This window comes from Exiguobacterium sp. s46 (assembly GCF_018618875.1).
Taxonomy (GTDB): Bacteria; Bacillota; Bacilli; order Exiguobacteriales; family Exiguobacteriaceae; genus Exiguobacterium_A; species Exiguobacterium_A abrahamii.
The window spans coordinates 81,109-94,876 of the sequence record NZ_JACSMY010000004.1; the positions used below are offsets into that span (position 1 = coordinate 81,109).

The 13,768-nt window shown below is 44.8% G+C and carries 12 protein-coding genes and 1 tRNA gene; 5 read left to right on the plus strand and 8 right to left on the minus strand.

Features of this window, described 5'->3' with window-relative positions; genetic code table 11:
- Positions 1 to 49: 49 nt before the first annotated feature.
- Positions 50 to 526 (plus strand): hypothetical protein, encoded by a 477-nt coding sequence (locus KNQ08_RS14945; RefSeq protein WP_023467153.1) that lies wholly within the window; start codon positions 50 to 52, stop codon positions 524 to 526.
- A gap of 60 nt (positions 527 to 586) precedes the next feature.
- Here KNQ08_RS14945 and KNQ08_RS14950 read toward each other — a convergent pair whose 3' ends face one another.
- A complete protein-coding gene (locus KNQ08_RS14950; RefSeq protein ID WP_214806230.1) occupies positions 587 to 3,727 on the minus strand; it encodes an efflux RND transporter permease subunit in 3,141 nt (1,046 codons plus the stop codon).
- 185 nt (positions 3,728 to 3,912) lie between these two features.
- On the opposite strand from KNQ08_RS14950, the gene KNQ08_RS14955 reads away from it, so the two are divergent.
- Positions 3,913 to 3,985: transfer RNA gene (locus tag KNQ08_RS14955), tRNA-Val, on the plus strand.
- 97 nt (positions 3,986 to 4,082) lie between these two features.
- Here the strand turns inward: KNQ08_RS14955 and KNQ08_RS14960 are convergent.
- Positions 4,083 to 5,105, minus strand: coding sequence for a PTS sugar transporter subunit IIC (locus KNQ08_RS14960; protein ID WP_029340800.1), 1,023 nt, complete (start codon positions 5,103 to 5,105; stop codon positions 4,083 to 4,085).
- A 360-nt stretch (positions 5,106 to 5,465) separates the two neighbouring features.
- Here KNQ08_RS14960 and KNQ08_RS14965 point away from each other — a divergent pair, with 360 nt between their 5' ends.
- Positions 5,466 to 6,200 (plus strand): metallophosphoesterase family protein, encoded by a 735-nt coding sequence (locus tag KNQ08_RS14965; protein ID WP_214806232.1) that lies wholly within the window; start codon positions 5,466 to 5,468, stop codon positions 6,198 to 6,200.
- 35 nt (positions 6,201 to 6,235) lie between these two features.
- On the opposite strand, the gene KNQ08_RS14970 is transcribed toward KNQ08_RS14965, so the two are convergent.
- Positions 6,236 to 6,514, minus strand: a complete 279-nt coding sequence (locus KNQ08_RS14970; RefSeq protein ID WP_214806234.1) for a hypothetical protein — start codon at positions 6,512 to 6,514, stop codon at positions 6,236 to 6,238.
- Positions 6,515 to 6,640: 126 nt separating this feature from the next.
- Between KNQ08_RS14970 and KNQ08_RS14975 the strand changes: the two genes are divergently transcribed.
- Positions 6,641 to 7,276, plus strand: coding sequence for a sterol desaturase family protein (locus tag KNQ08_RS14975; RefSeq protein ID WP_214806236.1), 636 nt, complete (start codon positions 6,641 to 6,643; stop codon positions 7,274 to 7,276).
- 16 nt (positions 7,277 to 7,292) lie between these two features.
- Here KNQ08_RS14975 and KNQ08_RS14980 read toward each other — a convergent pair whose 3' ends face one another.
- The 3 genes from KNQ08_RS14980 to KNQ08_RS14990 form a co-directional block, all read right to left on the minus strand.
- Positions 7,293 to 7,847 (minus strand): TetR/AcrR family transcriptional regulator, encoded by a 555-nt coding sequence (locus KNQ08_RS14980; RefSeq protein ID WP_029340803.1) that lies wholly within the window; start codon positions 7,845 to 7,847, stop codon positions 7,293 to 7,295.
- A complete protein-coding gene (locus KNQ08_RS14985; RefSeq protein ID WP_029340804.1) occupies positions 7,834 to 10,152 on the minus strand; it encodes a YhgE/Pip domain-containing protein in 2,319 nt (772 codons plus the stop codon). The genes KNQ08_RS14980 and KNQ08_RS14985 overlap by 14 nt, the downstream gene beginning before the upstream one ends.
- A gap of 151 nt (positions 10,153 to 10,303) precedes the next feature.
- Positions 10,304 to 11,269 (minus strand): quinone oxidoreductase family protein, encoded by a 966-nt coding sequence (locus KNQ08_RS14990; protein WP_214806238.1) that lies wholly within the window; start codon positions 11,267 to 11,269, stop codon positions 10,304 to 10,306.
- A gap of 104 nt (positions 11,270 to 11,373) precedes the next feature.
- Here KNQ08_RS14990 and yidD point away from each other — a divergent pair, with 104 nt between their 5' ends.
- A complete protein-coding gene (yidD, locus tag KNQ08_RS14995) occupies positions 11,374 to 11,667 on the plus strand; it encodes a membrane protein insertion efficiency factor YidD (protein WP_214806240.1) in 294 nt (97 codons plus the stop codon).
- Between the two features lie 98 nt (positions 11,668 to 11,765).
- On the opposite strand, the gene KNQ08_RS15000 is transcribed toward yidD, so the two are convergent.
- Entirely contained in the window at positions 11,766 to 12,155 is a 390-nt protein-coding gene (locus tag KNQ08_RS15000) for a tautomerase family protein (protein ID WP_029340806.1), read from the minus strand.
- 55 nt (positions 12,156 to 12,210) lie between these two features.
- Entirely contained in the window at positions 12,211 to 13,695 is a 1,485-nt protein-coding gene (locus KNQ08_RS15005; protein WP_023467170.1) for an aldehyde dehydrogenase family protein, read from the minus strand.
- Positions 13,696 to 13,768 lie beyond the last annotated feature (73 nt).

A 13,768-nucleotide genomic window follows, 5' to 3' on the forward strand; every position in this document is an offset into this window, starting at 1 on the left:
GGATGTTGGCTTAGTCGGTTATTCGTCTCAGGTGAAAGAGGTGGAACGAATGGCAAAAAAAGATGCGAAACATCACATCATGACGTTTACGTTCAAAGAAGAAGCGACATCCTATCAAGTGTTCAGTGAATTGAAGAAATATCATGCGCGAGGTCAAGTCGATTTCGAACAGATTGCCGTCATCAAGCGAAATGAGAATGGTGCTTTTTCGTTTGAAGATGCTGTAGACCTAAGTGGATCGAATCGTGCCGTCAAAGGTTCATTGATCGGAATGGCCGTTGGTATCTTAGGTGGACCGTTTGGCATCTTGCTTGGTTCGATGACGGGTATGCTGATTGGTGGATCGAAAGACATGAAGGAAAATCAAGAAATCCAAGAAACATTCAAACGAACACTCGGCGTCATTCCGCCTGGGCAAACAGGAATCATCGCGATCGGTGAAGAGTTTGAACCATCCGTCCTCGACGGATTAGTGGCGCAACATGATGGTACGTTGGAACGAACGGATGAACAGTTAGAGTCGTAAGCCTGATAGAATGAAAAGAAGCCTATCGCGATCCAAGCGATAGGCTTCTTTCATGTGCATTTACTTAGTCGTACGTTCTTTTTTTGCTTTTTTGAAGAAGAACAATTCATAGACGACAGGAACGATGATAAGTGTCAACAACGTAGAGGTCGTTAATCCACCGATGACCGTCAAGGCAAGACCTTTTGAGATCAATGTTCCTGAAGAAGTGGTTAATGCGAGTGGTACCAATGCCATGATTGTTGCAAATGCGGTCATCAGGATTGGGCGTAATCGCGTTTTACCAGCTTCAATCAATGATTCGCGAATCGGCATACCACGTCCGACGTTTTGACCGATGCGGTCTACGAGAACGATTGCGTTCGTGGTGACGATTCCGATCAACATCAGGAAGCCGATCATGACACTGACAGACAATGGTTCATTCGCAAGGAAGAGCGTGACGAGTGAACCGATCGGAACAAAGATCAGAGAAGACAAGATGATGAATGGAATCCGAGCTTTTCCGAACGTAATCAACATTGTCAGGTAAACAAGTCCGATTGCAACGACGATCGCAATTCCAAGTGATTGGAAGATTTCAACCGTATCGTCATTTCCGCCACCACTTGTCAATGAGACACCGTCTGGTAAATCGATTTTTTCGACGTCAGCTTTTACGGAATTCGATACGTTTTGAACGTCGTCTCCTTTGACTTGTCCAGATACGCGAGCATATACTTTTCCGTCGAGTTTCTGAATCGATGTGAAAGTCTCGACTTCATTGACGTTCGCGACATCTTTCAATGCGACAGGACCGTTTGCTGAGAAGAGTTGGACGTCTTCGAGATCTTCTTTCGAGACGAGTCCTTCTTCATAAGATAATTGTACGTCTTGATCCTTATTGTCGAGATTGAGCGTTCCGACCGTAACTGGCTTCGTTTGATCGTTAACGGTACCGAGAATCTGGAAACCAGATAGTCCGCGATCACTTGCTTTCTCAGGATCGATTTCTACGAGATACTGCTTTTGTTTTTCGCTGAAGTTGTTCGTGATATATTTCAAATCATTATTTTTCGACATGTTATCCTCGACGAGTTTTGCCGCCTCTTGAAGGGCTTCGAGGTCGTTCGAGAACAAGTCGACATCGACGTTGTTATTCGACGGAGGACCACCTGTTGATAGTTCAGCCACACTGATTTTGACATCGACGTTTTCATCTTGAGCGATGTCTTCCATCTGTGTTTCAAGTGACTTGATCGTTTTCTCGACGTTTACACCGTCTTTTAGATTCAAGAAGTAACTTGCTTTATTATCGAGACGTAAGCCTGTCGTGAAGTCACGCGCTCCGACAGAAGTCGTCACGTCAGCAATGGCTTTTTCTTTATCAAACATTTTTTCCATCTCAAACGAGACGTCACTTGTTTTTTCAAGTGATGTGGCAGCCGGAAGTTCAAGCGATGCCGTCAAGGTCTTCGATGCTTCGTTCGGAATGAACGTAAAGCCGAGACGCGGTACGATCGCAAGGGAACCACCGAGAAGGATGAACGATACGACCAAGATGATCGCCTTGTGCGAGAGTGATTTTTCAATCAGCTTGCCATACCAACGTTGGAGAGCGCCTTCTTTTTCTTCCGCTGGTACCTTCTTGAATGCAAACTTCGCGAGAATCGGTACGATCGTGATCGCAACGAGTAGTGAAGCAAGTAATGAGAAAATAATCGTCAAAGCGAACGGTAAGAAGAACTTACCAGTAATACCACCGACAAATCCAATCGGTAGGAAGACGACGACGGTCGTCAGCGTAGATGACGTGATTGCTTTTAGAATCTCTTTTGTCGATTGTTCGATGATCTCATCCGTCATACCGGATTCGGATTTTCGGACGCGCCGGAAGATGTTCTCGATGACAACGATACTATCATCGACAACACGACCGACTGCAACAGCCATCCCACCAAGTGTCATGATGTTCAGGGAGATATCTTGCCAGTTCAAGAAGATAGCGGCGATGAGTAATGATAATGGAATCGAGACGATGGCGATGATCGTCGCGCGGATATTCCGCAAGAATAACAGAACAGCGAGTGATGCGAAGAGGGCACCAAGTAATCCTTCTTTGACGAGTGTCGCAACGGACTCCTCGATATCCTTCGCTGAATCAATCCCAATCGTATAGTCGACTTGGTCGTCATATTTATTGAGAATCTTCGTGACTTCATCTGCGATTTCGACTGTATTGGCATCTTGTTTTTTCGTGATTGCCATCGATAAGGAATCTTTTAAATCGTAACGCGTTTTTTCACTTTGTTGTGAGACGGCTTCGATTTTTGCGATATCCTCTAGGCGAATCGGTTCTGCAGGTTCAGACGCCTGATCTGCAGCTGCTCCACCTGTTGTACTTGGTGGACCTTGCGTTGCACCTTGTGGTGGACCGCCAGCAGATGAACCACCTGTTTGACCGTTACTTGATGAACTAGTCGCACCTGCAGCAGGTGTCAATTGTAGATTTTTGAGTTTATCTAGATTTTCTAGTTTTTCCTCAACGCGAATCGGAATTTTCGAATCGTTTTCTGATAGCTGACCAGATGGGAACGAGACATACTTTCCATTGATTTGTTCCTTGATGCTCGAGAGCGAGAGACCCGCTTCCGTCGCTTTCTCCTTATCGACGGTGATTTGAACGAGATCATCCTTATAGCCACCAACCGAAACGCTGTTGATTCCTGGAATCTTATTAAGTTCAGGTTCGATATCTTCCTTTAGGATTTTTTCGATGTCTTTACCATCCTTACTAAAGAAAGAGATGTTATAGATCGGGAATGAACCAAATGACAAACGATTCAATTTCGTCGTTGCTTCCTCCGGTAGATTCGCATCTTGGATGGCAGCATCGATTTGTTGTTCGACCTTATCCATATCAGTATCGAACGGGAATTCGATGTTTAAGATACCGATACTTTCATAAGAAGAACTTGTTAGCTTGGTAGCCCCTTCAATTCCTTTTAGAGAAGTTTCAAGCTTTGAGACGACTTGTTTATCGACATCGTCAGGTGATGCACCAGGGTAAACCGCTTCGATTGAAATCTGAGGAAACTCGATTTCCGGGAACTGGTCGACTTTTAATTGTGAGAAGGAATACACGCCTCCTAAAATCAATAGGATTGCAATGATGAAGACAGCAACCGAGTTCTTCAAACTAAATCGGGTTAAAAAGTTCATATGAACGCTCCTTTCTTTTTATATGTGCTTATTTACATAGTAGAGGACACTCATAGAACCCGCAACTTTAAAACTGTTTTTATTTAAAAAGATCTTTTTGAAAAAAGATAATTTTTTTATGAAAAAGGCTTTACACTTTTCGATATGCTGCTATAATAAAAACATACCCAGTAACAACACAGCATGATTCTGTAGCTCAGCTGGGAGAGCGCTACCTTGACAGGGTAGAGGTCGCTGGTTCGAGCCCAGTCAGAATCATACCGAAATCGTTCCTTTTCGAAGGGGCGATTTTTTTTGCGTTAAAAAAACTATTCCCGAAATCAATCAGGAATAGTTGGAAGGGAGGTAAATTGTTTTATTGAATTTCGAGATGAAGATCGCCACGCTTCGTCCACCCTGCGACAGTCGTCAATCGATAGAAGACGAGCGTCAAGACACCAGGTAGAACGACACCAGTCAAGAAGAAAACGAGGAACGCCTGAGGACCTTGGTTGACGAAGATATTGAGTGGGGCAATCATCGAATTTAATCCAAGTCCTGCGAGTTCGTACGGTACTTTCAAAGAGAGTAGAAGCGTCGCGACAGGAGCTGAAATCATCGCTGCGAGAAACGGTGCAACGACAAGACGTGGATTTTTAACGATATTCGGGAATTGTACTTTAGGTGTTACAAAGAATGAAGCAATCAAACCACCTGGATCCGTCTGACGGTATGCCATCAACGTAAAGCCGACGAATTGAGCGGAACAGCCAATCAGTGCAGCGGCACTTGCTACAGGATCAAGTTGCAAAGCGATAGCGAGTGCAGCGGACGAAGCAGGAGACATCAATAAGACGCTAAAGATGAGTGCAATGACAAGAGAAGTTGCGATTGGAGATGATTCAACGGATGCTGTGATCATGGCACTGAATTTTGTAAGGAGTGGTGTCGTGACGGCAGCAGCACCGATTCCAGTCACGCCGCCAGCAAGGACAGCACTCATCGGGATGACCATCATGTCAAATTTCGTTTTTCCAGTCATGCGTTTTCCGACGTATACAGCGACAGCAGCTGCGAGTAACGCACTGATTGGCTGACCGGGTACAAGAACGAGTCCAGAAGCAGTCGATTGAAGAGCGGCACCACCGATCGTCGCTGCGATCATCGCGCTGAACAGGACAAGTGTGTTTCCTCCGAGCTGAAAGGCAATACCGGCACCAAGCGCAGGTGCGAGTAGTACTTTTGCGACACCACCAATCGTCAGTAACATTTGGATATGTAGAAGATTTCCGAGCGTCTCAATCAGGAGTCCGACACCGAGTGTTACAAGAACGGCATTTGCCATTCCAGCTGATACTTTTACCATTCGATCCATCGCATATTCTTTCAACGTTGTCATCCTCTCTATCTATCTCTATTTTTTGCCATGAAAAAAGCCTATCCGTTTTTGGGATAGGCGCCACTCATTCTGTGCGGGCGCCTCATTCGATGCATCGAAAGAAGGGCCCAAAAATCATTTCCGTTTCATCATCGGAAAAGTTTTCAGTCCCTCATGCATAGAATAATCAGTCGTCCAACTTGGTTAAATGGCTGTTGCGTCGGAATCATTCGATCGTGCCCCTCTCTGTGAATTTTTCTAAGCCTAACACGCTCTTGAATAATAATCAATATTTTCTGACAATTTATTTTTTCCTGAAATCTGACAGGAATTCACGGTATCATCAGGAAATCCCAATGTAACAACAATGGAGGCGTTTACATGAAAGTGATGCTTTTTACAGATATTCATGGCAATGCATCAGCATTACGTGCGGTATTGTCCTATCTTGATCAACAACCAGATATCGATGCCGTCTATTGTCTCGGTGATCTTGTCGGCATTGGACCAGAGCATAATGAAGTCATTGATCTATTGAAGCAACGACCTGATATTCAAACGATTTCTGGGAATCATGATGAATGTGTCCTTGCTTTAATCCGTGGGGAGAACTATCCCGATAGTTACCGCCATGCTAAAGAGCACCACCAATGGATTGCGGATACGTTGACGCAAGAAAATCAAAAGTATTTGGAACGATTACCGCGTGTCTTAAATATCATGCATCAGGAACAAACGATGCACCTGACGCACTATGCTTATGCCGACCAGACGAAGAAGATTGGTGAAGAGCCGTTAAAGCAAGCGGTGGATGGAACGAAAGAAAACTTATCCGTCCTGTTTGCTGGAAGTGAGGCGCGGATCATTGGATTCGGTCATCATCATCCAGCGCAACAAGTCGAGACAGAGCAAACGCTCTTTATTAATCCAGGTGCACTTGGATGTCAGGAAACAGCTATTGCTCCAGTAGCAATTATCGATTGGGAGAAGGATCAAGTCCGTTCAGAAATCCTGAAGATTCCATATGATGATCGACCATTTTTAGACGTCCTCAATACGACGGAGATGCCGGAACGTGAGTTGATGCGCCGTCTCTTCTTCGGTAGTAGGACATGAAAAAACCTTCATGAGTAGTTCATGAAGGAAGTCGATTAAGCAGATAGCTTCGTCGTAATTGAGATGAGGCACACGACAATCAGTAACACGATACCGATGTTTCGTTTCAATGGATGGCGTGGCCAGTAAAAGAATAGCGCAAGGACAGGGGCCACAAAAAAGGCAACGATGAGACTGATCAATGTTGCAAGAAATAATACAAACATCCAAAGCTTGCTAGTAGTCCGATATACCTGCCACATGTCGTAGAGCGACATGAGTGTATAGGCGAGTAACACGAAGATGATTCCGGTCGATAAACTCAAAGCGATCATCACTCCATTCCCTATTTAGTATAAGGGAAAGAGTGAGAATGATTACACGACTTGAAGTAAAAAACATGACGAATCGATGAACGTACGATTAGACGCTGTAACGAAAAAAGAAAGGAGAGGGCATCTATGTCAGACATCTATCGCCGTTTTTTTCTATTTCCGGATATTTTGATCATGCTCGTACTACTGATTGGAATAAGTAGTTATACCATTGCTCAGCCTTTTCATTGGTCGATTTTACTGTTCTTTTGTCTTGGACTGATCGTCTTTAGTTTCAGTGAATACCTGACGCATCGTTTTTTGTTCCATTTACCACCACCTAAAAATGCGCTTGGACGAAAATTGTTGAAACGACTTCATTACGATCATCATGCGCATCCGAATGAACTGCATCTGTTGTTTTTACCTGTCTGGTATTCCTTGCCGAACCTTGGTTTCTTTGCGGCTCTGACCTATCTTCTGACACAATCTGTCGTCTCGACAGCTGCAGCCGCGAGTGGATTGATCGTCATGTTGCTTGTGTATGAATGGAAACATTACGTGGCACACGTTCCGCTGAAACCGAGAACACGCTTTGGAAAATGGATGAAAAAGACGCATCTATTACATCATTTCAAAAATGAACACTATTGGTTTGGTGTATCGAATCCGGTAGGGGATTGGTTGTTTGGCACACTGAAGGATGAAAAAACAGTTGCTTCTAGTCAAACGGCACGGAATTTAGAAAAGAATCAAGAATATGAAAAACCGCCAATCAGCTGATCGGCGGTTTTTTGATTCATAAAATGCGTAGCATGGCACGACGAATCGTATCTAATTCTAACGGTCGAGCAATCAATGGCCATTCGGCAATTAACGCAATGTACGTCCGGAAAATCAGAAAGGCGGTGACATCGACTGGTACGTCACGATCATCTTGTCCAAGGCGAGTCTCGAGTAGCGTTTTAAGATATTCGACGACATGCCGTTCGATCCGTGTCCGTAGTTCTTGCATTTCTTGTAATTTGAGATTACGTGTTTCTTCGATGATTTGAAGAATGAACAAATGTTGTTGCTGATGATAGACGATAGCGTCGATCATTGCTTGCTTATTTTCTTCTACCGTCGCATGTTCGACGTAAGCGCGTTCTGCTTCTTCTTTCATCTCTTGCAGCACACGTGTTACGAGTGATTCGAACAGGTTGAGTTTACTTTCGAACAATTGATAGACGGTCGGTTTCCCGACATGAGCGCGTCGGGCGACACGCTCAATCGTCGTACCTTTATAACCAAGTTCAGAAAAACAAGCCATCGCTGAGTCCAGTATCAATGTTTCTTTATCAGACTGTGTCATGTTGTTTTCGTCTCACTTTCGTTGAGAGTAAAATTCGCTTGGCTCCGAGCCCTCCAACGAAGCTGATGATCAACGCGACGACTAAGATGGTCGCAAGGACTTGACTGTTTGAGATGAGGGCGTCTGTCACACCAAGTCCAAGAGCTTCACGGAATCCGCCGACTGAATACGTCATTGGTAAGAACGTATGGATGGCTTGGAAGAAGCTTGGCGTCATCTCGACTGGGAACGTACCACCACTACCGCCGATTTGAAGCAGAAGTAGTAGGAAGGCAAGGAACTGTCCGACGCGACCGAGTAGCATCGCGAGCGTGAACAGAATCGTAATGAACGTCATACCTGTTAAGGCAGCGAATCCATAGAGCGCAGGAACACTCGCGACATCAGCATCCAGGACATAAACGATGGCTGTAGCCGCTGCGACACCTTGTAAGGCTCCAATCGGTAAGATGAGTGATAATTTACCGACAAGGAAGCGCCATGTCAGACTTTCACCATGTTCTGGACGAATCTGATAGACAGACGAGAACATCAAGGCACCTGCGAATAAGGCAATACTAAGGATATAAGCTGATAAACCAGAACCGTAGTTGTTGACCGTCGAATAGTCATGTTCTTTTAAGACGACGGGTTCTGCGAGCATATTATCCCGCTCTTTCGTCGGCTTGACGGTTGCATCCTTAGCCCCTTTGCTGAGCTCATCCTTCAATGTTTTAGCACCATCTTCAAGTTTTGTGTTGGCATCCGCGATTTTCGAAGCCCCATCGGTCGTTTTGCCGATTCCGTCCGTAATCGTAGTTGAACCAGAAGCCAACTGTCCTAACCCGTTATTTAACGCGCTAGCACCTGTTTGGAGTTGATGTGTGCCATCTGAAAGCTGATTAGCCCCGTCAGCCAGTTGTGCGCCACCTGTTGCGGCTTTATGCACACCTGCAGTATATTGACCGAGTTTTTCATTGAATGTTTGTTGACCACTTGCTAATTGTTGTGCACCAGACTCGACTTGTTTCGCACCGTCGACGAGTTTCACTTGACCTGCGTTCAGTTGTGATACAGCTGATTCGACTTGTTGACCACCTGCAGCCAGTTGACCAATTTTTTTCGTCGCGTCCGTTGCTTGAGCAAGACTCTGATCAATCGCGCCTTCTTGGGCGGCGAGATTTTGGATGTTTTCTTCTAATGAACCGATAGAACCGAGTAACGTTTGTTTTTCTTCATCCGATAACTGTTCAGAAGCAGAAATGACTTCTTTTAGTTGCGCAACGTTTGCTTCAAGGGCTTCACGACGTGCTCGTAAATCTTGTTTCGCTTTTTCAGCATCTTGATTAAGTTGCGTTAAAAAGGCGTTGGCAGCTTGTGCTTTTTCATCCAATTGATTTAATCCATCCGTCAATTGAGGGATTTTTTCATTAAGCTGAGCCGTACCTGCAGCCAGTTGTTCTGCCCCTTGACGGACTTGTGTCGAGCCACCGCTGAGTTTCGTTGCTCCGTCTTCTAGTTGTGCAGCACCGGCTTGTAATTTGCCACCATTTTCGTCTAGCGTGTTCAACCCAGAAGACAACTCACCCGTTTTTTGGGCGAAGAGGGCAGTCTTTTCGTCGAGTGTCGTGACGCCGTCACTGAGTTTTTTCGAACCTTGATTGGCTTCGCCAAGTTTTTCGGACAGTGTCAGACTTCCATCCGCAAGTTTTCCAAGATTCGTTGCTAGTGTTTTGGCACCATCCGCTGTTTTATGGTTGCCATCTTCTAGTTTAGAAGAACCGTCCGATGCCTTTTCCATACCGTTTGCGATTTTCTTTAACGCACCGAAGATCGCACTACTGTATTGTTTCGTCACGGATTTTCGGATCTTTTCGTTTAATTGTTTTGCAGCCGTACTCGAAATTTGTGTGCCCGAGTAGTTTTTGGCTGGATTCAAGTAATACTCCAACTCAATCTTCTTCGGATGATCATCGAGTAGTGTCGTTGCATTTTTAGAGAAGTTCTTCGGGATGACGACCGTCATATAGATTTTGCCGTCACGTAATTCTTTTTCGGCTTTGTCCTTAGATAAGAACTGCCAATCAAAATCATCATTTTTTTTGAGTTTGTCGACGAATTGATCCCCGATGTCGACTTTCTCTCCTTTAAACTTCGTCGCCTTGTCTTCGTTGACGATAGCGACCTTGATATCTTCTGTTTGACCGTATGGGTCCCAGAATGCAGATAAGAAGATGGAGTTGTAGAGAAACGGTACGAGGATGAGGGCGAGAATGACAACAATCATCATCGGACTCTTCAATTTCTTCCATTCTGAGCGAAACATAAATACAAATCCCCTTTCTAAAACTCAAAACTTATTTGGGTTTTAGGTTTTGATGAGATTTACTTTACTCTCTTCATTAAAAAAAATCAATCGATAATTCTAATTTCACATAAAAAAGACGACTCGCAGGGAGCCGTCTTGGAAAAACGAGTTAAGGAAGCAAAAGTAGTTTTCCTGTACTGCGTCGACTTTCTAAAAAGTCATGTGCTGCTTTGCCATCAGATAATCTGAATGTTGTAGGAGAAGACAGGGTGAGATGATTGGATAGAATCCAATCAAATAATTCACCAGATCTACGGATTCGTTCTTCAGAAGATGTTAATACGTTCCAAAGGTCACCACCCGTCAATGTTTTGGATGTATCCATCAAGAAGCGAGGGTCGACAGATACGGGATCGCCGCCTGCCATACCATAGAAAACAACCGTTCCATGGACTTTTGTGACATGGAAACTATCCATTAAGGTAGAACCAATGGATTCGTAGACCACATCAACTCCTTTACCAGAAGTTTGCGCGAGCACGTGCTCGACCCAGTTCTCAGAATATAAATAGACAGATTCACAGCCCGCAGTTTTAGCGATCTGTGCTTTCTCAGGAGAAGACGTCAATCCAATCGGAGTTGCGCCAAGTAAACGAATGAGCTGTGTCAACAACTGACCAACGCCACCGGCAGCTGCATGCACTAAGACGACATCTCCCGGTTGGACATGATAGCTATCTCGAGTTAAATAATGCGCTGTTAACCCTTGTAATAAGACAGAAGCTGCTGTTTCGTATGAGATACCATCAGGAAGCGGAATCAATTTATCGACGGGTGCTGCGACGTACTCAGCATTCGCAAGCGGAACGTCCGCAAAAGCAACTCGTTGACCTACGTGGAACGTTGAAACAGCTGTACCGACCGCAGTGATGATACCTGAACCTTCGTAACCTAAAATATAGGGAGGCTGTCCTTCTAAATGATAGTTTCCTTTTCGGCGATAGATGTCTGCAAAATTCAGACCGATCGCTTTCATTTCAATCAGAACTTCCTGTTCAGTGATTGTTGGCGTTGGTACGTCTTCGAAGCGTAATACATCAGAACCTCCGAATTCGTGGAAAGTTAATGCCTTCATCTCAACACATCCTTCTTTTAAATCTGCTTTTAGTATAAGGCAGAACATCTGAAAATGATGGACAGATGCGTTACACTAGAAAAAAAGAGGAAAGAAGGGACGTTATGAAACGTGTCTTAATGGGAGGAATTCGTTTTTATCAGAAAGTCATCTCTCCCATGAAGCCAGCCACATGTCGATTCTATCCAACATGCTCCCATTACGGGATGGAGGCGATTGAACGCCATGGTTCGGTAAAAGGTAGTTATTTGACGACGCGTCGATTGTTACGGTGCCAACCGTTCCATCCAGGAGGCCTTGACTTTGTTCCAGAACCCGATCAATTTAGTTGGAAAGCACCGCTGCAACGGGAAAATCCACGGGAGAAGGCGGAAGAAACGAAGGAGCAAGTCATGTGAAGGTTCGCTCTTGTTTAATGAAGTAAGAACAAATAAAGGGAAGTATGTTACCGGAAATTACCGATAACATACTTCCCTTTTGTTCTACTTACAGACGATCATAGTTTACCCGTTAAAAACTGTGCTTCGCCAAGACCGAAGCTCCAGTCGGCTGCATCATTTTCGACGATCGACACCATCAAATCAGTCGGTGCGAGTCCGCAGTTTGCTTGTAAGCGTTCGGCGAGTAATTGGTAGAGACGTTGTTTTTTCTCTTCCGTCCGCGTTTTACTCGTCACACTAATAAGAACGATATCTTTACTCCGTTCAAATCCGAGTCCTGTATCTTGAATGACCATCTCATGCGCTTTATGCGTATGCACGATTTGATAACGATCGCGCTCCGGCACATCAAATGCTTCGACCATCGCATCGTGTGCGGTGTCGAGTAACGTTTTCAACTCTTCTTCTGAACGTCCTTCAATGACGTCGAATCGTAATAACGGCATGTGAAATCACTCCTTAACAAAATTATGTAGAATAGGGGAAAACCCTACTCTTATATTACTCAAAGAATGGTTTGTATTGACGACGATCGTGCATGACAGACAACCATTGGACAGTCGAGAATTCTTCAAGTACCCACTCGCCGTTGAAGCGACCGAGTCCTGAATCTTTTTCACCACCAAATGGCATATGTGGCTCATCGTTGACCGATTGATCGTTGATATGAATCATACCCGTCTCGACTTCAAGCGCAAAGGCAGTCGCGCGTTCAATTGAAGAACCATGGACAGCGCCGCTCAATCCGTATGGAAGCGAGTTCGCGATTTCAAGTGCCTCTTCATCCGTATCGAACGGGATGATGACAGCGACCGGTCCGAAGATTTCATTTTTAGCGAGTGGCATATCATTCGTAACACCAGTGACGACAGTAGGTGCGATGACGTTATCTTTTGCTTCACCACCGACACGAACGGTTGCACCCGCAGCTTTTGTTTTCTCGAGATCTTCAAGAATCCGTTCAACTTGTGATTGGTTGATGAGTGGTCCGACTTGTGTCCGATCATGTGATGGATCACCGTATTGTAGCTCTTTTACACGAGCGACGTATTTCTCAACGAATTCATCATGAATCGAAGAAGCGACGAGAATTCGGTTCGTCGACATACAAATTTGACCTTGGTGATAGAACTTGCTGTAGACAGCAGATTCGACCGCACGATCGAGATCAGCATCATCAAGTACGACGAAGACGTTGTTTCCGCCAAGTTCAAGCGCTGTTTTCTTCAGGTGTTTACCAGCAAGTTCACCGATATGACGACCAACTTCAGTTGACCCTGTGAATGAAATCAAGCGTGGTACAGGATGTTCGACGATAGCATCACCGATTTCTGAACCGCGACCGACGATGACATTCAAGACACCTTTTGGCAATCCAGCTTTTTCAAATAGACTAGCAAAAATTAATCCACCTGAAACAGGTGTGTCCGTAGCCGGTTTAACAACAACTGCGTTCCCGATGGCAATGGCAGTAGCGATCGACCGTACAGCTAAGTGGAACGGGAAGTTCCATGGACTGATGACACCGATGACACCAAGTGCTTTACGGTAAATCCGGTTTTCTTTGCCTGGTACGACCGATGGACGAATTTCACCGTGCATCCGAAGTGGGAATGTCGCAGCTTCCTTGACGATCAAGACAGAAGCAAGGAATTCACCTTCCGCTTTGATGCGTGTACTTCCGGACTCTTTGATTAACCATTCGATGATCGTTTCTTTCTCTTCGTACAAGACTTTCAAGAAGTTTTCGATGAGACCTTGACGTTTTAAAGCAGGAACTTTCGCCCAGTCTTTTTGAGCGACTTGAGCCGCTTCATAAGCGTCATCTAAATCTTGTTGATTTGCTGCAGAGATCGTAAAAAGCTCTTCACCCGTGAAAGGATTCGTGTTCGTCATGTTGCTGTCACTTGCGCCTGTGCGCCACTGACCATCAATATAAATCTTCGTGAAATCTGTATGCAATGTTGCTTCGTTTTGTTGAGCCATATCATTTCATCTCCCATTCGTTTTCATAACAATTAAGTTATTCACGTTATGAAAAGAAGTAAAACACATCCGT